General features: G+C 62.7%; 15 protein-coding genes and 4 tRNA genes. 5 read left to right on the plus strand and 14 right to left on the minus strand.

The window, feature by feature from the left end; all coding sequences use genetic code 11:
- Positions 1 to 128 precede the first annotated feature (128 nt).
- Positions 129 to 674: a cytochrome b gene (locus tag LU682_RS20960; protein ID WP_010953021.1), complete on the plus strand. Its 546-nt coding sequence runs from the start codon at positions 129 to 131 to the stop codon at positions 672 to 674.
- On the opposite strand, the gene LU682_RS20965 is transcribed toward LU682_RS20960, so the two are convergent.
- Together LU682_RS20965 and LU682_RS20970 are read right to left on the minus strand one after the other, a co-directional pair.
- Complete coding sequence (locus tag LU682_RS20965) at positions 665 to 1558, minus strand: 1-aminocyclopropane-1-carboxylate deaminase/D-cysteine desulfhydrase (RefSeq protein ID WP_010953020.1); 894 nt, start codon at positions 1556 to 1558, stop codon at positions 665 to 667. The two genes, LU682_RS20960 and LU682_RS20965, sit on opposite strands and share 10 nt — an antisense overlap.
- Positions 1559 to 1794: 236 nt before the next feature.
- A complete protein-coding gene (locus LU682_RS20970) occupies positions 1795 to 3831 on the minus strand; it encodes an NADPH-dependent 2,4-dienoyl-CoA reductase (RefSeq protein ID WP_049586633.1) in 2037 nt (678 codons plus the stop codon).
- 326 nt (positions 3832 to 4157) lie between these two features.
- Here LU682_RS20970 and LU682_RS20975 point away from each other — a divergent pair, with 326 nt between their 5' ends.
- From LU682_RS20975 to LU682_RS20990, 4 genes are all read left to right on the plus strand, one after another.
- Positions 4158 to 5390 carry a TULIP family P47-like protein gene (locus LU682_RS20975; RefSeq protein WP_010953018.1) on the plus strand — a complete coding sequence of 411 codons (1233 nt, stop codon included), beginning with the start codon at positions 4158 to 4160 and terminating at the stop codon, positions 5388 to 5390.
- A 25-nt stretch (positions 5391 to 5415) separates the two neighbouring features.
- Positions 5416 to 7059, plus strand: a complete 1644-nt coding sequence (locus LU682_RS20980; protein WP_049586629.1) for a TULIP family P47-like protein — start codon at positions 5416 to 5418, stop codon at positions 7057 to 7059.
- A 188-nt stretch (positions 7060 to 7247) separates the two neighbouring features.
- The gene (locus LU682_RS20985) at positions 7248 to 8366 is read left to right on the plus strand and encodes a nitrilase-related carbon-nitrogen hydrolase (RefSeq protein WP_010953016.1); all 1119 of its coding nucleotides are present in this window, start codon (positions 7248 to 7250) and stop codon (positions 8364 to 8366) included.
- A 4-nt stretch (positions 8367 to 8370) separates the two neighbouring features.
- Positions 8371 to 9411 (plus strand): AraC family transcriptional regulator, encoded by a 1041-nt coding sequence (locus LU682_RS20990; RefSeq protein ID WP_232857607.1) that lies wholly within the window; start codon positions 8371 to 8373, stop codon positions 9409 to 9411.
- A gap of 290 nt (positions 9412 to 9701) precedes the next feature.
- Here the strand turns inward: LU682_RS20990 and LU682_RS20995 are convergent, their stop codons facing one another.
- From LU682_RS20995 to accD, 12 genes are all read right to left on the minus strand, one after another.
- Entirely contained in the window at positions 9702 to 10526 is an 825-nt protein-coding gene (locus LU682_RS20995) for a DUF2242 domain-containing protein (protein WP_232885767.1), read from the minus strand.
- Between the two features lie 200 nt (positions 10527 to 10726).
- Positions 10727 to 10803, minus strand: a tRNA-Asp gene (locus LU682_RS21000).
- Between the two features lie 141 nt (positions 10804 to 10944).
- A tRNA-Asp gene (locus tag LU682_RS21005) sits at positions 10945 to 11021 on the minus strand.
- Positions 11022 to 11120: 99 nt separating this feature from the next.
- Positions 11121 to 11197: transfer RNA gene (locus LU682_RS21010), tRNA-Asp, on the minus strand.
- A gap of 65 nt (positions 11198 to 11262) precedes the next feature.
- A tRNA-Val gene (locus LU682_RS21015) sits at positions 11263 to 11338 on the minus strand.
- Positions 11339 to 11557: 219 nt separating this feature from the next.
- On the minus strand, positions 11558 to 12331 hold the full coding sequence (locus LU682_RS21020) for an SDR family oxidoreductase (protein WP_010953013.1): 774 nt from the start codon (positions 12329 to 12331) through the stop codon (positions 11558 to 11560).
- Positions 12328 to 13539 carry an O-succinylhomoserine sulfhydrylase gene (locus LU682_RS21025; RefSeq protein WP_232914933.1) on the minus strand — a complete coding sequence of 404 codons (1212 nt, stop codon included), beginning with the start codon at positions 13537 to 13539 and terminating at the stop codon, positions 12328 to 12330. The genes LU682_RS21020 and LU682_RS21025 overlap by 4 nt, the downstream gene beginning before the upstream one ends.
- 16 nt (positions 13540 to 13555) lie before the next feature.
- Positions 13556 to 15061, minus strand: coding sequence for an amidophosphoribosyltransferase (gene purF / locus LU682_RS21030; protein WP_003247207.1), 1506 nt, complete (start codon positions 15059 to 15061; stop codon positions 13556 to 13558).
- A gap of 42 nt (positions 15062 to 15103) precedes the next feature.
- A complete protein-coding gene (locus tag LU682_RS21035; RefSeq protein ID WP_010953011.1) occupies positions 15104 to 15661 on the minus strand; it encodes a CvpA family protein in 558 nt (185 codons plus the stop codon).
- Positions 15662 to 15857: 196 nt separating this feature from the next.
- Positions 15858 to 16502, minus strand: coding sequence for an SPOR domain-containing protein (locus LU682_RS21040; protein WP_010953010.1), 645 nt, complete (start codon positions 16500 to 16502; stop codon positions 15858 to 15860).
- On the minus strand, positions 16486 to 17793 hold the full coding sequence (gene folC, locus LU682_RS21045; protein WP_049586623.1) for a bifunctional tetrahydrofolate synthase/dihydrofolate synthase: 1308 nt from the start codon (positions 17791 to 17793) through the stop codon (positions 16486 to 16488). The genes LU682_RS21040 and folC overlap by 17 nt, the downstream gene beginning before the upstream one ends.
- Positions 17793 to 18686, minus strand: coding sequence for an acetyl-CoA carboxylase, carboxyltransferase subunit beta (gene accD / locus LU682_RS21050; RefSeq protein ID WP_004574892.1), 894 nt, complete (start codon positions 18684 to 18686; stop codon positions 17793 to 17795). The genes folC and accD overlap by 1 nt, the downstream gene beginning before the upstream one ends.
- Positions 18687 to 18771 lie beyond the last annotated feature (85 nt).

The following is an 18771-nucleotide window of genomic DNA, read 5'->3' on the forward strand; positions in this document are numbered from 1 at the left end:
GCGAAGAGGCCGGTGGCTGGCAACACATTTTTCACAGACCTGGCGCAAAGATCTGTTTCCGGTAGCCATTAAAATGACTCCTGAGCGCCAGCAAGAGCGCCATTCAGACCTGATGACGAGGACCAATCATGGTTTCATCCCCCCCCACCACCCATTACGCGCGCCTGTCCATCGCCCTGCATTGGCTGATGCTGGTGCTGCTGGCCGCTGTCTATGCACTCATCGAACTGCGTGGCCTGTTCCCCAAGGACAGCGCCGAACGCAACCTGATGAAAGACCTGCACTTCATGCTCGGGCTCAGCGTGTTCGTGCTGGTCTGGCTGCGCCTGGCCATGCGCCTGAGCCGCCCGACTCCGCCCATCGTGCCCAAACCACCGGCCTGGCAGACCGGCCTGGCGCACCTGATGCACCTGGCACTGTACCTGATGATGATCGGCCTGCCGCTGGCCGGCTGGCTGATCCTCAGTGCCGCCGACAAACCGGTGCCGTTCTTTGGCCTGGAGCTGCCACACCTGATCGGCCCGAACCCGGACCAGGCCAAGTTCATCAAAGGTTGGCATGAGCGTATTGGCAGCTGGGGCTACTGGCTGATCGGCTTGCATGCACTGGCCGGGCTATACCATCACTATGTGCAGCGCGACAACACGCTGTTGCGCATGCTGCCTTACAAGTAACCGCGTCGCCCCTGCAGGCCACCCGTGTGTACGAAGATCAGGCGGCTGCCGGGCTTGAACAGCCCGGCAGCAACCTGATCACGCAAGGCCAGCAGAGCCTTGCCGGTATAGAGGGCTTCGAGCGGCACGCCAGTGCGCCGCTCGCAGTCGGCGATGAAGGTCAGTAGCTCATCGTCGAATTTTCCGAAACCGCCACGGCAGGCGTCGTGTAGCTGGTAGCCGTGCGTGCCGGCCAGTGCTGCCACCGTCTCTGGCACCCCATGATCCCTGGGCACTGCCAGCGCGCCATGCACGGCATGTGCACCCGCCTCGGCCAGTACAAGGCCGGCCAAGGTAGTCCCCGTTCCGGCAGCCAGCCACCAGGCGTCATGGTCTGACCAGCCCAATCCCGCGATCTGCGCGCGCGCCTGCTGCATGATCAGTGCGCAGCCCTGCGCACCGGCCAGCCCGCCGCCCCCTTCGGGGATGCAGTGCCAGCCTGGATAGCGCGCTTGCCAAGGTTCCCAGAAGCCGGGTTCGTTGCGTGCACGGTAGCCGCCGTAGCCTAGCCAATGCAGTTCCATGCCCAGCGCCTGCAGGTCACGCACGGTTGGCGTGTCCTGGGCATGGCCGCGTAACAGGCCGACGGTGGCGAAGCCGAAACGCTTGCCGGCAGCGGCCAAGGCGTGCAGATGGTTGGAATGGTTACCGCCGAGGCTGATCAGGCCTGGAGCGTTGCTGGCGCCGGCCTGTTGCAGGTGGTGGCGTAGTTTGAACCACTTGTTGCCGCTGATCAGCGGGTCGATCAGGTCCAGGCGCAGAGTGGCGGCCTGGACCTGGGCTTGTTCCAGCCAGGGCAAGTCCAGAAAATGCAGCGGGGCTTGGGGGAGGTCGAATACATGCATGGATCGCAGTTTACAGGGTAATCCCGCAAGCGCTTGTAATCGATGACCCGCCCCCGCCGAGGCATCACAGTGCCAGGGTGGCTCGACACAGGCATCGATGCCCCGGCACAGCCCGTCGTAGGAGCGGGTTCACCCGCGAACACCGGCAATGCCGGTGCCATCCACCGCGTCACCTGTTTCGCGGGCATGCCCGCTCCCACGCGTGCAGGTGTCGGGCTCACGCAGCCCCGACAACCTCAGAGCTCAGCCGCCAACCGCGAGCCTTGGTTGATCGCCCGCTTGGCATCCAGCTCGGCCGCCACATCCGCGCCGCCGATCAGGTGCACCGACTGCCCCGCCGCCACCAGCCCTTCCTGCAGCTCGCGCAGCGGATCTTGCCCGGCACAGATCACCACGTTATCCACCGCCAGCACCTGGGGCTCGCCGCCGTCCACACGAATGTGCAGGCCGGCATCGTCGATACCCAGATACTCGACACTGTTGAGCATCTGCACCCCCTTGTTCTTCAACCCGGTGCGGTGAATCCAGCCGGTCGTCTTGCCGAGCCCGTCGCCCACCTTGGATTTCTTGCGCTGCAACAGGTACACCTGCCGCGCCGGAGCATGCGGCTCGGCCTTGATCCCGGCCACACCACCTCGCGCCTGAAGATGGGTATCGATGCCCCACTCTTTCCAGAATGCCGCTCGGTCCTGACTGGTGGCCACGCCCTGATGCACCAGGTACTCGGACACATCGAAGCCGATACCTCCCGCGCCAATCACGGCCACCGACTTGCCCACCGGCTTGCGCTCGAGCAGCACGTCCAGGTAGCTGAGCACCTTGGCATGCTCCACGCCCGCGATGTCCGGGGTACGCGGGGCGATGCCGGTAGCCAGGATGACTTCATCAAAGCCGCCGCCCACCAGTGCCTGCACATCCACGCGGGTATTCAGGCGCAGGTCGACGCCCGTGCTTTTGACCTTGTTGCGGAAGTAACGCAGCGTTTCGAAGAATTCTTCCTTGCCCGGCACCCGCTTGGCCACGTTGAACTGGCCACCGATTTCGCTGGCGGCGTCAAACAGGGTCACCGCGTGGCCCCGCTCGGCCGCCACGGTGGCCGCCGCCAGGCCAGCCGGGCCGGCGCCGACCACGGCAATGCGCTTCACCGTACGTACAGGCAAGTAGTTGAGTTCGGTCTCGTGGCAGGCCCGCGGGTTGACCAGGCAACTGGTCAGCTTGCCGCCGAAGGTATGGTCCAGGCAGGCCTGGTTGCAGCCGATGCAGGTGTTGATTTCATCCGCACGACCGGCAGCGGCCTTGTTGACGAAGTCCGGGTCGGCGAGAAACGGTCGCGCCATCGAGACCATGTCCGCATCGCCCTCGGCCAGCACTGCCTCGGCCACTTCCGGGGTGTTGATGCGGTTGGTGGTGATCAGCGGAATGCTCACCACGCCGCGCAACTTGGCGGTGACTTTGCTGAAGGCCGCACGCGGCACTTTGGTGGCGATGGTCGGAATACGCGCCTCGTGCCAACCGATTCCGGTGTTGATCAAGGTCGCGCCGGCCTGCTCGATGGCCTTGGCCAGCAGCTCGATCTCGTCCCAGGTGCTGCCACCCTCGACCAGGTCGAGCATCGACAGGCGGAAGATGATGATGAAGTTCGGCCCTACCGCGCCACGCACCCGGCTGACGATTTCCACTGCCAGGCGCATGCGGTTTTCATAACTGCCGCCCCAGCGGTCGGTGCGGTGGTTGGTGTGGGCGGCCAGGAACTGGTTGATGAAGTAGCCTTCCGAACCCATGATTTCGACGCCGTCGTAACCGGCACGCTGAGCCAGCACGGCACAATTGACGAAGTCGGCGATCTGCTTCTCGATGCCCGCCTCATCCAGCTCTTTGGGCTTGAACGGGTTGATCGGCGCCTGGATCGCGCTAGGTGCCACCTGCCGTGGGCTGTAGGCGTAGCGCCCGGCATGCAGTATCTGCAGGCAGATCTTGCCACCGGCAGCGTGCACCGCCTCGGTGACGATGCGGTGCTTGTCGGCCTCTTCCTCGGTGCTGAGCTTTGCCGCACCGGAATACACCCCGCCTTCATCATTGGGCGCAATGCCGCCCGTGACCATCAGGCCAACGCCGCCCCGGGCGCGCTCGGCAAAGTAAGCTGCCATGCGCTCGAAGCCGCCGGGGCGCTCTTCGAGGCCGGTGTGCATCGAGCCCATCAGGGTGCGGTTGCGCAAGGTGGTAAAGCCCAGGTCCAGCGGAGCAAGCAGGTGCGGGTAGCGGTCGGCGGCCATGGAAAGGTCCCCTGATGGCGTGATCACGGAATGCGGGCACCTCACTGGGTGGCGGGCCCCGTCGTTTGTCTGCCTGCGACATTAAACAGCCGTTTGAATTGCCTCAATGATCAAAACTGACAAGTTAATGATCGTGATGAACAGCAGAGGCAGCGACTGTCGGGAAGGCTCCAGAACTTCAGCGCTATAAGGTTCGCCTGGCTTGATCGCCAAACAGTCTCCCCGCGCATTTGCCAGACAACGCGGCTCTGCCAGACTCTTCAAGCACGTTTGATCATCCACCCATGGAACGTGGCGCCTACTCAGTGCGCCCGGAGGGTTCGCTCATGCTGACAAAAGGATGGGACACCATCAGCATCGTTCGCCAGGACAGCGTGAACAGTGACCTGGCAGCCAGCTGGAACAGCCTCGACCACGAATTTTCCTACACCTCGGATGAAGGCTACGCCTGCCACGGGGTGTTCGACTGCTGGTCGGTCATCAACGGTGGTGGCGGTCGCTTGCTGCGCCTGCGCATGCCTATACGCTCAGGTTTTTTCGAGGCCAGTGGCACCAGCCGCTCGCTGGCCGGCGCGGTTGCCATCATCGAGGTCACCCTGTCGCTGTTGCCACAAGGCAACGGCCAGGTGCAGTTGAAGTCGGCCTTCCTGCACAAGGCCGGAGCCACTCAACCCCTGCAGGGCGACGAAGGCGGCTGGCTGCGCGGCATTACCCTGCAAGACCCCGACGGTTCGCTAGGTCCTTTCGCCTCCGTGGTGTTGGACTGCATCTGCAACTACCTGGTCGAGCATCCCCTACAGTTCACCCATACCTTCGCGACCATCAACTTCAGCAAAGCCACTGCCCCGGAATGGGCCAGACCGCGAAAATGTACCTATGCGTACCTCGATTCAGGTTTCCTGGCGATCATGGCCGTATGTACCGAACGCGACATCAGTGGGCTGCCACTGGATATCGATGTGTCGGGTATCAGCCAGGGTGGACAGTCGAGCTATGTGCTTTCTCCACGCATGGTCCTGGAGCATCTGGTACTGCCCGGGCTACTTCAGCTTTACCAGGGTGCCACGGCGCAGGACTACCGCTTGGACAATACGCAAATGGTCAACATACCGACCTTGCGCATGAAGGCCATCAAATCAGGGGCGATCTGGTACACCCCCGTTGTCTTCGCCGGTTGCAACCCTGCACGAATGCTCGGTGACTTCATCACCGTCGACTATAAGGGCGACTGTGACCTGCACGCAGGTATCGACATGAAGTGGAACGGCTGGCTGAGGATGAAGCTGGTGCTCGATGGCAACACCATCAACTTCGTCAAGCAATCGTCCGACTTCAGAAAGGAAGTGCATATTCCCTGGTACCTGGCCTGGCTCTCGCCCATCGTCAGCCTGATCACCCACATCGTCGCCGCTGTGATCTCCGATGACCTGATCAGCGCCATCGCCGCGCGTGGCGGCTCGGTCAAGGCCGACACCATCGATTGCGTGTCCTGGAGCAACGACACCCATACCGCTTCGTCGAGCTACCTCGCCGAGGCCCTTGTCATCAACTACGTGTGACCCCACCAACACAAGGAGCCGTATCATGAGCAATGAAAGCAAGGTCATGCTGTCCGGGTTTGCCCAACCCATCTCGCTGCGCCTCGATCACCTCAATGAAACCGCGCGCCAGACCCTGCGCGAATCGCCCCTGTACCGCAACGCGGCGTTTGTACACAGTTCCGAAGACACCTTGCGCGCCGCGCAGCTACTGACCAATGCCGGAACACTGGCCAGTACGGTCACGACCAATGGCTGGGATACCGTGAGCATCTGCCGGGTCTCTGCGCTCAACCAGCGCATCGCCCTGGAAAAAACCTACCCCGCCAACATCGACGCCGGGGTCGACAGCTTCTCGCTCAAGGCCGACTTCGACGCCTGGTCGATTACCACCGGCGGCGACGGACGCAACGTCAAGGTACGCATCCCCTTCGGCTCAGGGACATACAAGGGCCTGAACGGCAAAACCTACCAGATCCAGGGAATGTCTGCGGATGTCTACGTCAAGCTCAGCTACTTCCCGGCGCCCAATCCAGTATCGGCTTCAGACGGCACGTATGAACTGCAAGTCAACACCCAGGCAACGGACCCGGATGACCCGATCGCGGCGGTGATTGCCCTGAGGGACCCGAACAACGTCTTGAGCGGCATTGACCAGAGCGTGATGCGCGGCGTACTCGAAGACTGGCTGAACCAGCCCGAGAACCTGAAGAAGTTCGACACCCTGTTCAGTACCGTACTGATCAACAACATGGGCAAGGAAAGCGAGGAATTCAAATGGCTGCGGGCCACCTCCATGAGCTATGCCTATACCGACAAGAACAGTGAGGAAAGCAGCATCTTCGGGGTGCTGGCCATGACCAACGAGCGTGACTCCACGGGATTGCCGAACCAGTTGCCTGCCGTGATGCTGGCTGCGGACAACAATGCCAACTTCCTCATCAGCCGGGAGATCTTCGTCAAGTACCAGTTGCTGGCGGCATTGCCGTTCATCTTCGAGGGTACCACCGAGGCCAACTTCACCCTGGATGCAGCGGGCACGTCCATCACTGCCAACGACCTGAAGCTCGATAGCGTCAAGTTTGGAGCCATCACCTATCACCCCGTGGCCGAAAAGTTCGATATCAACTTCGACGAGTCCTATATCCGCACCGAATGCAAGGTACGCACCGATATCTCACCGGGTGTCGTGGCCTATACCCGTATCGTCACCAAGCAGACGCTGCAACTGGGCGTCAACGACAAGGGCGAACAGGTGATGGTATATGCCATGGTCGGAGACCCGGATGTCCAAAACACGACAGACATCGCCACCTGGGTGGTCATCACCGAAGCCATCCTGGGCGCAATTGCCGCCGTGGCCACCGCCGTGGCGGGTGGCGTGGGCGGCAAGGTGATGGCGTTGATCGTCGGCATCATCGCAGCGTTGGTGGTGGCCATTGTCAGCATCGTCATCCACGTGATCATCGAGCGCGTGGTGGCGGGTGGGGTAACCAACAACATTCCGTCCATAGCGCCCATGGTCAAAGTGGCGGCGAACCAGGTCAAATGGCCATTCAGTGAACCGGATGCCTTTGTCCTGACCGACATCACCTACTCCGGTGCCCTGATATTCGGTGGCTCGCTGAAGTTGCTCGAGAAATTCTGCATCCAGGACAAACGTCTCGCCCTGGCGACGCTGGCCGCCTGACCCTGCCAACACAACCCCGGGCTCAACGCCCGGGGTTCGTTGCACGCCCATCGCCATTCCTTTGGTATGATCAAAAGTCGATTGTGCATGGATCCATGCAGTGCGCTGCTCAAACCGATCACAAGGCGCGAGATTGCGGCTGCATCGCTCCGTATGGCCACTCCACTTTTAGCGAATACCCACGCTTGATGCGAAAACTCCTGGCAAGCGCCCTGGCGCTGGTGATGATCGCCGCCCTCTGCGGCTATGGCTTCTGGACCCAACAGCGCCCGGAAGGCCACTACCTGTCCGACCTGCGCATCGAACTGGCGCTTAACCATGGCGTACCGGGCGAGCACGGCAACCTGCTCGGTGTCGAACCACTGCTGTACCCCGGCGACTATCAAAACCTGCAACGCCTGCACCGCAAGCTCGCAGCCTATCTGGAGCAAGCCCGCGCCCAAGGCCTGGTGAACCCGCGCACCGTGGTGGTGCTGCCGGAACACATCGGTACCTGGCTGTGGGCGCGCGGAGAGAAGAACGAGCTGTATCAAGTCACCCAAAGCCACGAAGCCCGACAATGGCTGGAACTGAGCAACCCGCTGCGCTATGGCCTCGCGGTTCTTGGCGCTGACGGCGACGACTGGCGCGCCGATGCGCACTTGCGCATGAAGGCCGAGCAGATGGCCGCAGACTACCAGCAGCTGTTCGGCGGCCTGGCCAGGGAATTTGGCGTCACCTTGGTGGCCGGTTCGATCGTGCTGCCCGAACCTTATGTGAAACAAGGCGTACTGCATACCGGCCGTGGCCCGCTGTTCAACAGCAGTGTGGTGTTTGCCGGAGACGGCTCGCTACTGGGGCAGCCCCAGCGCCAGCAATATCCCGACAGTGAAATGCGCCGCTACGTCCACCACGGCCGCCAGCACCCGCTGCAGGTCGTGCAGACCCCGGCCGGGCGCCTCGGGATACTGGTGGGCAGTGACAGCTGGTACCCGGAAAACCACCAGCAACTGACTGAACAAGCCGTACAACTGGTCGCCAACCCGGCGTTTCTCAGTGGCAAGGGCAGCTGGCAAGCACCCTGGCGGGGAAATCGCCATCAGGATGCCAGCGCCGGGCTGGCCTTGCAGCGCGGCGAAGTCAGTGAACAGACGGCTTGGCAACGCCTGACCGAAGTGGCCGGAACCGGCATCAGCAGCATGAGCGTGTTCATGCGCGGGCAGTTCTGGGAACAGGGCAGCGATGGCCAGGGCTTTGCTCGCCAGTCGGGAGCGTTGCTCGCCGGCCCCCCCAGCCCAGGCGCCCGCCTGTTGAATGTGTGGTTGTAAACCCATGGCCCGCCCCCGCGTGCGCCTGGGCGAACTGTCGGTTGGTTTTGTCCAGCCTTTGAGCGAAGCCCTGCGCGAGCTGGGCCACGACCCTGAACCATTGCTGCGCCGCTACGGCCTGGACGCGACCCGCCTGAGCGAAGCCGGCGCACGCCTGTCCATACCCCGCTACATGCACATGGGCCACGCAGCCATCGAAATGAGCGGTGAGGCCGCTTTAGGTCTGCGTATGGGGCGCCTCAGCCGGCTGGCGCATACGGGCCTGGCCGGGGTCACTGCGGCCCAGGCCCCCACCCTGGGCGAGGCCGCGCGTACCCTGCTGCGTTTCGAGCCGCTTTACGCGGCCAACTACCGCGGCCATTCCCGCTTTGAGGAAGATGCCCAGGGCGCCTGGCTGCGCTTCTATTCCATCAGCCCCTACAACGACTACAACCGCTTTGTGGTCGACTCACTGCTGGCCGGCTGGCTGGCCCAGTTGGCCGAGCTGGCCGGCACCCCGGTGCAGGCCGATCGCCTGGAGATCGAGTTTGCCGCGCCCTCCTATGCCGCGCGCTATCAACCGCTTTGCAGCACGCCTGTGCAGTTCGCCGCCGACGGCAATCAGCTGCGTCTGAGCCGCGCTACCTTGCAACTGGCCAACCCCGGGCATTGCCCGAGTACCTGGCAGCACCTGTTGCAGTTGTGCGAAGCAGAGCTGCTGCAGCGCACGCGGGTGCGCAGTCTGGGTGAGCGCATCACCCACCTGCTGGGCCCGCTGCTCAATGGCGGCCGTGAACCGGACCTGGAAGAAGTGGCGCTGCACTTGCAGCTACCAAGCTGGACCTTGCGCCGCAAGCTCGCGGAGGAAGGCACGCGCTTTCGCGACCTGCTCAACGAAACCCGGCGCGACCTGGCCGAGACCTACATCCGTGACACGGCGCTGGCCTTTGGCGAGATAGCCTATCTGTTGGGGTTTGCTTCGGCCGAGGCCTTCCAGCGCGCATTCAAGCGCTGGACGGGCCTCACGCCGGGGGAGTTCCGCCGCAGCCAGCGGCAGCCGAGCTAGAGTTCGGTGGCGTCGTCGGCCGGTTCCGGGGTGTCCAGTTCGTAAGCCTGGGTTTCGAGTAGTTCTTCCTGGTATTCATCCATTGCCCTGCGTCCTCTTTGCTCATTTTGCCTTTGTAGGTATCGCCTTCAGCCTAAGCAGGTGGGATGAAGGGATGATGACAAGCTTATGAGTGGTAAACGTAGCAGGTGTTCAGAAAGTTATCGCGGGGCGTCTGTAACAGGGGATGTTTACAGCCTGAACCGGCCCTTTCGCGGGCTGCCGGCGAAAGGGTCGGTTCAGGCGACCCATCAAAGGGAGGGGGCGGCGGCCTCGGCCGGCTGGGCATCCTGCTGCACCTGAATGGGTGCAGCTTCGGCCGGCGGGGCCACAGGCTGCGAACCCTGGCTGTCATCCACCACCGGCGCCGCTGGCGCCTCGCTGGCCGGGGCTACCCCCGCAGATGCAGGCGCCGCGTCAACCAACGGCGCAGCTGCCGGGGCCGGCGCCACCGGGTTCGCCGCAGCTTGCTCCGGAAGCCCAAGGTCAGCCGCCGGTTTTTCAACCTTCGGCGCTGGCTCTTCGACCTTGGCCTTGCTCACTTTTTTCGGCTTGGGCAGGTAGCTCTCCACCAAGGCGAAATAGCGGTCATAGAACTGCACCGCGGTCACCGTCTCACTGGCCACCTTGACCATCGAGTCGTCACTGGAGCCGATCGGCATTGACACCGAACCCAGCACCCCCACACCCAGGCTGGCGGAGGTGTTGGACTTTTTCAGCGCATAGCGGTCCTGGAGGGCGTTGGCGAACATGGTCGAGCGCTGATCGTCGCTCACGTCCGGTGCACAGGTGACATTGAAGCTGATCTGCAGGTGGTTCTCGCTGTTTTGCTGAAAGCTCTTGTTACCCACCACCTGGTTGGCGCCGCTGCTGGTGATGATGTACCCCTGGCTGAGCAAAGCACGCCGGGCGGCCTCGCAAGAGCCGGCATCGCTCACCGGAAAGCTGCGCGAGAAGGTACCCGAGTCATCGAAGTTCTCGTGCTCGTAGACGGCCGCTTTTTTCGAGGAACAACCGGTCACGCCCGCCAGCACCAGGGCCAGCCCGAGCGCACCAAAGACGGAAGATCTGGTCATTGCGAATTCCGGGTATGTCGGGAAAGTGCCTATTGTGCAACACAGCAGGCAGGCACAGGAACCGCTGGTCGGTGAAGAATCTGTCAGGTTGGTGCAAATCTGGGTAAAGGCAGGCACTTGTCAGGCGCACCAACGAAAAAAGCGACCCGAAGGTCGCTTTAACGTTGCGTCAAGGCGTTCATGGGGCCTTGAAGCGAAGATGGCGCAGCGGACGGGACTCGAACCCGCGACCCCCGGCGTGACAGGCCGGTATTCTAACCGACTGAACTACCGCTGCGTATCATTCAGGCTTGCGCCCGATTGAAACCTGGGTCTACCCTTCCGGCGCGATGGCCTCAGGGCAGGCACAAAAAAAGCGATAACGCGATCGCTTCTCTTGTGTTTGCTTCAAGGTGTTCTAGGGACCTTGAAACGAAGATGGCGCAGCGGACGGGACTCGAACCCGCGACCCCCGGCGTGACAGGCCGGTATTCTAACCGACTGAACTACCGCTGCGTATCGTTCAGGCTTGCGCCCGATTGAAACTGGGATCAGCCCAAGGCATGTGCCTTGTGGCTTCAGACCGGTGCCAGGCACCCATCTGTTACTGAAAAATGGCGCAGCGGACGGGACTCGAACCCGCGACCCCCGGCGTGACAGGCCGGTATTCTAACCGACTGAACTACCGCTGCGCAGTGCGTTCCTCTCTGGCTATCGGCTTCTTGCGAACCCGAAGCTCCAGGAACATCTCAGGAAGTGGTGGGTGATGACGGGATCGAACCGCCGACCCTCTGCTTGTAAGGCAGATGCTCTCCCGGCTGAGCTAATCACCCTCGCGATGTTGCTTGTTGCGTTTGCTTCGCTGAGGCCGCGAAATTTACGCAGGTGGCGAAGCTAAGTCAATAGCCCCATTGAATTTTTTTCAAAAAGGCAACGTGATGTGATTGCCTGTGCCGGCCTCTTCGCGGGTAAACCCGCTCCTACAGTCGGACATTAACCGTTGTAGGAGCGGGTTTAGCCGCGAAGAGGCCGGCGCAGTTTAAACAAGGTGCTCAGGTATAGATCATCTTGCGGGTCATGCCGCCATCGACCACAAACTCCTGGCCGGTGACAAATGCCGCCTGGCGTGACAGCAACCAGGCAACCATGGCCGCGACATCTTCCACGGTCCCTACCCTGCCCGTTGGATGCTGGGCATGGTCAGCTTCGCTCAACGGCTCGGCACGGCGCTGCGACGGATCACGGGCATCGATCCAGCCCGGGCTCACCGCATTGACGCGAATCTCCGGGCCCAGGCTCATGGCCAGGGCATGGGTCAAAGCCACCAGGCCGCCCTTGCTTGCCGCGTAAGCCTCGGTGTCGGGTTCGGACTGCCGAGCACGGGTAGAGGTCAGGTTGACGATCGCCCCATTGTGCGCACGCAGGTACGGCGCACAATGCTTGGCCAGCAGCATGGGGCCGCTGAGGTTGACCCCCAGCACCCGGTTCCATTGTGCCAGGCTCAGGCTTTCCAGCGTCTGGTTGTGCGGGTTGGCAATGGCCGCATTGCACACCAGCGCGTCCAGCCGGCCGAACTGCCCGAGCACTTCGGACACGCCGGCACTGACCTGGGCCTCGTCGGCAACGTCCATGGTGATGAACCAGGCGTTGTCGCCCAACGCCTTGGCCACTTTGGTACCACGCTGGCGGTCCAGATCACTCAGCACCACTTGCCAGCCTTCGCAGATCAGCCATGCGGCAATGCCCAGACCGATGCCGCGGGCGGCGCCCGTGACCAAGGCTACCCGGCCATTGTGGCCCGGGGTGCTGCCGCTGATTTCGATCACAATGCCGCCAGCCCGCGCGCCAGGTCAGCCTGCAGGTCAGCCACGTCTTCCAGACCCACGGCAACACGGATCAGGCTGTCGCGGATACCAGCCGCTTCACGCTTCTGCGGCGACAGACGACCGTGTGAGGTGGTCGCCGGATGAGCGATGGTGGTTTTGCTGTCACCCAGGTTGGTCGTGATGGAAATCACTCGGGTAGCGTCGATGAAACGCCAGGCGCCCTCTTTGCCCCCCTTGACTTCAAAGCTGACCACTGCACCAAAACCGCTCATCTGGCGCTTGGCCAGTTCGTGCTGCGGGTGGCTGGGCAGGCCGGCGTAATGCACCTTCTCCACGCCGTCCTGCTGCTCCAGCCATTCGGCCAGGGCCTGAGCGCTTTCGCAGTGCGCACGCATACGCAGGCGCAGCGTTTCCAGGCCCTTGGTGAAGATCCAGGCGTTGAACGGGCTGAGGGTTGGACCTGCGGTTCGCAGGAAACCCACCACTTCTTTCATTTGCTCAGTACGGCCGGCAACCACACCGCCCATGCAGCGGCCCTGGCCGTCGATGAACTTGGTGGCCGAGTGGAACACAATGTCGGCACCCAGCTTCAGCGGCTGCTGCAACGCCGGGGTACTGAAACAGTTGTCCACCACCAGCATGGCACCCTGAGCATGGGCGATTTCGCTGAGCGCGGTGATATCGACCAACTCGGCCAGCGGGTTGGAGGGCGATTCGACGATCAGCAGCTTGGTGTTGGCCTTGATGGCCTTTTCCCAACCGGTGAGGTCGACCAGTGGCACGTAGTCCACTTCTACACCAAAGCGCTTGAAGTACTTCTCGAACAGGCTGATGGTGGAGCCGAATACGCTCTGCGACACCAGCACATGGTCACCGGCGCTGCACAGCGACATGACCACGGCCAGGATCGCCGCCATGCCGGTGGACGTACCCACGGCCTGTTCGGCACCTTCCATGGCCGCCAGGCGCTCCTCGAAGGCACGCACCGACGGGTTGGTGTAGCGCGAGTAGACGTTGCCCGGCGTTTCGCCGGCAAAGCGCGCAGCAGCATCGGCTGCCGTGCGGAACACATAGCTGGAGGTCAGGAACAGCGCTTCGCTGTGCTCGCCTTCCGGGGTACGGTTTTGGCCAGCGCGTACCGCCAGGGTGTCGAAACCGACACCCTCGAGGTCACTGTCCAGTCGCCCGGCATCCCATTGATCCGTCATGCCGTCGCTCCCAAAATCAGTTGTTGTAAAGGTCGATGATCGCGCTGACGGCCTGGTTCTTGACCTTGGCCAAGTCGTTACGGGCCTGCTCGATGCGGTCGAGGTAGGCTTCGTCGATATCGCCAGTGACGTACTCGCCGTTGAACACCGCACAATCGAACTGCTCGATCTTGATCTTGCCGCCGCCGACCGAGTCGATCAGGTCTGGCAGGTCCTGATAGACCAGCCAATCGGCGCCAATCAACTCACCCACCTGTTCGGTGGTGCGGTTGTGGGCGATCAGTTCGTGAACACTCGGCATGTCGATGCCGTAGACGTTGGGGTAGCGTACTGCAGGCGCTGCGGAGCAGAAGTAGACATTCTTGGCGCCGGCTTCGCGGGCCATCTGGATGATCTGCTTGCAGGTGGTGCCGCGCACGATCGAGTCGTCCACCAGCATCACATTCTTGCCGCGGAACTCCAGCTCGATGGCGTTGAGCTTCTGACGCACCGACTTCTTGCGCGCGGCCTGGCCGGGCATGATGAAGGTACGGCCGATGTAACGGTTCTTGACGAAACCTTCGCGGAACTTGACGCCCAACCGGTTGGCCAGTTCCAGCGCGGCAGTACGACTGGTATCCGGGATCGGGATGACCACGTCGATATCATGATCGGGGCGCTCGCGCATGATCTTGTCGGCCAGCTTTTCACCCATGCGCAGACGCGCCTTGTACACCGAGACCCCATCGATGATCGAGTCCGGACGCGCCAGGTAGACGTGCTCGAAGATGCACGGCTGCAACTTTGGCGATTCGGCGCACTGCTTGGTGAACAACTGGCCTTCTTCGGTGATGTACACCGCTTCGCCCGGCGCCAGGTCGCGGATCAGGGTGAAGCCGAGCACGTCCAGGGCGACGCTTTCCGAGGCGATCATGTATTCCACACCTTCGTCGGTGTGACGCTGACCGAACACCACCGGGCGAATGCCATGGGGGTCGCGGAAACCGACGATGCCGTAGCCGGTGATCATGGCCACCACGGCGTAACCGCCAACGCAGCGGCTGTGCACATGGGAGACCGCAGCGAACACGTCTTCTTCGGTCGGCTGCAGCTTGCCGCGCACTGCCAGCTCATGGGCGAACACGTTCAGCAGCACTTCCGAGTCGGAGTTGGTGTTGACGTGGCGCAGGTCGGACTCGTAGATCTCCTTGGCCAACTGCTCGACATTGGTCAGGTTGCCGTTGTGAGCCAGGGTGATGCCGTAAGGCGAGTTGACGTAGAACGGCTGGGCCTCGGCCGAGGTCGAGCTGCCCGCAGTCGGGTAGCGCACGTGGCCGATACCGATGTTGCCAACCAGGCGCTGCATGTGGCGCTGCTGGAACACGTCGCGCACCAGGCCATTATCCTTGCGCAGGAACAACCGGCCGTCATGGCTGGTCACGATACCGGCAGCGTCCTGGCCGCGGTGCTGGAGGACCGTAAGCGCGTCATACAGCGCCTGATTGACGTTCGACTTACCGACGATACCGACGATGCCACACATGCGACGCAACCCCTACTTTGATGAAACTTGAGTGAATAGCGCTCAGGGCTTGGACGGCCCGAGCAACTGTTCCTTGAACGGAAGATCAGCCGGAGTGCTGATCAGCCCACTGGGCGTCCATTGGTCGGTGAAACCCAGAATCAGGTTTTTCGACCAGTCGGCGACCAAGAGAAATTGTGGTATCAGGCGTGATTCCTGCCACCAGGTGTCTTGTTGAACCGGCCCCAGGCTGATCAGGCCTATGGCCACCACTACCAGCAAGGCCCCGCGCGCAGCGCCAAAGGCCATGCCCAGGAAACGATCGGTGCCGGACAGCCCGGTCACGCGGATCAGCTCACCGACAAGGAAGTTGACCATGGCCCCCACCAGCAAGGTGGCGACGAAAAGAATGGCGCAACCAGCGATGATGCGCATCGATGGCGTCTGGATATAGCTCTCAAGATACACCGAGAGCGAACCGCCGAACATCCAGGCAACCGCACCGGCAATGATCCAGATGAGCAAGGACAAGGCCTCCTTGACGAAGCCGCGCTTGAGACTGATCAGTGTGGAGACGGCGATGATCGCGATGATCGCCCAATCAACCAAGGTAAATGCCACGGTGTTGCCTGCAGACGTTTGAGGCGGCGCATTTTACCAGAGCAGAGGGCCGGGAGTAAGCGGAATGTCAGCTGGATTGGTGTTGGGCCATTGGCAGGCAAACCCGCCCCGACAGGTTCCGGGTAAGCCTTGCAGCGGCAAAGTACCTGCAGGCGCGGGCTCACCCGCGAATGGGCGGCCTAGCCGCCCCGGGGAATCAGCTGCGCTCAGGCTGGAAGCGCACCACGAAGCCCTTGAGGCTGTTCTGACGGTTGATGGCGTCACGCACGCGCTCGGCCTCGGCGCGCTCGATCAACGGCCCCACGTAAACGCGGTTCATGCCACCCGCCGTACGGATATAGGCGTTGTAACCCTGGCTACGCAGGGTTTGCTGCAGCTTTTCGGCTCCTGCGCGGTTGGACAGACTGGCCAGCTGGATCGACCAACTGACGGGCAGGCCATTGGCGTCGATCTTCGATGGCGCGGCAGGTGCTGGTGTTGCAGCAGCTTTGGCCTCCACCTTGGGCGCGGGCGCCTGGGGCTTGGGTGGCTGAACCTGAGCCTGGGTCTGTGGCGACGGGGTGATTGGCTGGCTGGGTGTACTCGCCGGCGCAGTGGCCTCGTCGATCACCACCGGCGCCTGCTGCGCCTCCTGCGCAATAACCTGTGGCTCCGGCACGGCAACCGGCTCCACCTTCACTTCCGGCAGGCTGGGCATGGCCGGTGCCTGCGGGGCTTCGACGTGCACCTGGCGCATCTCGTCCTGGCGGGTAAACAGCATCGGCAGGAAGATAACCGCCAGCGCCACCAGCACCAGCGCACCCACCATGCGCTGTTTCATCCCTTTATCCAGCACAGCCATCTATTCCACCCTCCTGGGCGTGCCGCTCCAGCCATTCCAGCGCCTGGGCGACACAGAAAAACGAACCGAACAGCAGGATCTGATCATCCGCCGTCGCCTGCGCACATTGCCCTTCAAGGGCGGCGTCGACGCTGACATAAGACTTCACCGTGGCACCGAGGTTCGCCAAGGACGAGGCCAGTTCTGCGGCCGGGCGACTGCGCGGGGTATCCAGCGGCGCCACCGCCCAGTCGTCGATGAGGCCCTGCAGCGGCGCGATGACGCCCTCCAGATCCTTGTCGGCGAGCAGGCCAAAGACCGCGAGGCGGCGCCCCTTCAGCGGCCGGGCCGCCAGGCGCCTGGCCAGGTACTGCGCCGCATGCGGGTTGTGCCCGACATCCAGCAGCAACGCTACCGGTTTGCCCTGCCAGTTCACATTACGGAGGTCGAGACGCCCAGTGATACGGGTATCCAGCAGCGCCTGGCGGACTTGCGCCGCGTTCCACGGCAGCCCCATCAGCAGGAAAGCCTGCAAGGCCAGCGTGGCGTTTTCCATGGGCAGGTCCAGCAAAGGCAGGTCGCGCAGCTCGACCTGCGCACCATCAGCGGCAGTACCACGCCAGCTCCAGCAGCCTTCGGCACTGGCCAGGTCGAATTCCCGACCGCGCAGGAACAGTGGCGCGGCCAGTTCGGCGGCCTTGTCCAGCAACGGCCCGGGCGGATCCAGATCACCGCACAGGGCCGGCTTGCCCGGGCGGAAGATGCCCGCCTTCTCGAAGGCCACCAGCTCGCGGGTATCACCCAGGTAATCAACATGGTCGACACCGATGCTGGTCACCAGGGCGAAGTCGGCATCCACTACGTTGACGGTATCCAGGCGGCCACCCAGGCCCACCTCCAGCACCACCGCATCGAGCTGCGACTGGTAGAACAACCAGAACGCGGCCAACGTCCCCATCTCGAAGTAGGTCAGGGAAATATCGCCCCGCGCCGCCTCGACGGCGGCGAAGGCTTCGCACAGGCGCTCATCGCTGGCCTCTTGGCCATCGATCACCACCCGCTCGTTGTAACGTAGCAGGTGCGGCGAACTGTACACGCCGACCTTGAGCCCCTGGGCACGCAGCAACGACGCCACGAAGGCGCAGGTCGAACCCTTGCCGTTGGTGCCGGTTACCGTCACCACGCGCGGCGCCAGCTTGCCCAGCGCCAAGCGGGCAAGCACCTTCTGCGACCGCTCCAGGCCCATGTCGATGGCCGAGGGGTGCAACTGCTCGAGGTAGGCGAGCCATTCGCCCAGGGATCGTTGTTTCATCACGCGACGGCAGCCGCCTCACGCGCTTCTTCCGGCGTTTGCTGACCGGTCATCTGCGCCAGCAGGCGGGCCAGACGCGGGCGCAATTCGCCACGGGAGATGATCAGGTCGATGGCACCGTGCTCCAGCAGGAACTCGCTGCGCTGGAAGCCTTCAGGCAGCTTCTCGCGTACGGTCTGCTCGATCACGCGTGGACCGGCGAAACCAATCAGGGCCTTCGGCTCACCGACGATGACGTCGCCGAGCATCGCCAGGCTGGCGGAAACACCGCCATACACCGGGTCGGTCAGTACCGAGATGAACGGGATGCCTTCTTCGCGCAGGCGCGCCAGCACGGCAGAGGTCTTGGCCATCTGCATCAGCGAGATCAGCGCTTCCTGCATGCGCGCACCGCCCGAAGCGGAGAAGCAAACCATTGGGCAGCGGTTTTCCAGGGCATAGTTGGCCGCACGGACGAAGCGCTCGCCGACGATGGCACCCATGGAGCCGCCCATGAACGAGAACTCGAAGGCGCTAACCACGATCGGCATGCCCATCAGGGTGCCGCTCATGGAGATCAGCGCGTCCTTTTCGCCAGTCTGCTTCTGCGCAGCGGTCAGGCGGTCCTTGTACTTCTTGCCATCACGGAACTTCAGGCGGTCGACCGGTTCCAGGTCAGCGCCCAGTTCGGCACGGCCTTCGGCGTCAAGGAAGATGTCGATGCGCGCACGTGCGCCGATGCGCATGTGGTGATTGCACTTGGGGCAGACATCCAGGGTCTTTTCCAGCTCCGGACGATACAGCACGGCCTCGCAGGACGGGCACTTGTGCCACAGGCCCTCAGGCACCGAGCTCTTTTTCACCTCGGAACGCATGATCGAAGGGATCAGTTTGTCGACTAACCAGTTGCTCATGCTTTCTTTCTCCAGTATTGGCAGGCGGGGGACGGCGTCACCGGCCCTGCCCTGCCCTTGAGCTCAAAATCTTTTATGAAACGAT

The organism is Pseudomonas alloputida (assembly GCF_021283545.2).
In the GTDB taxonomy this organism is placed as follows: domain Bacteria; phylum Pseudomonadota; class Gammaproteobacteria; order Pseudomonadales; family Pseudomonadaceae; genus Aquipseudomonas; species Aquipseudomonas alloputida.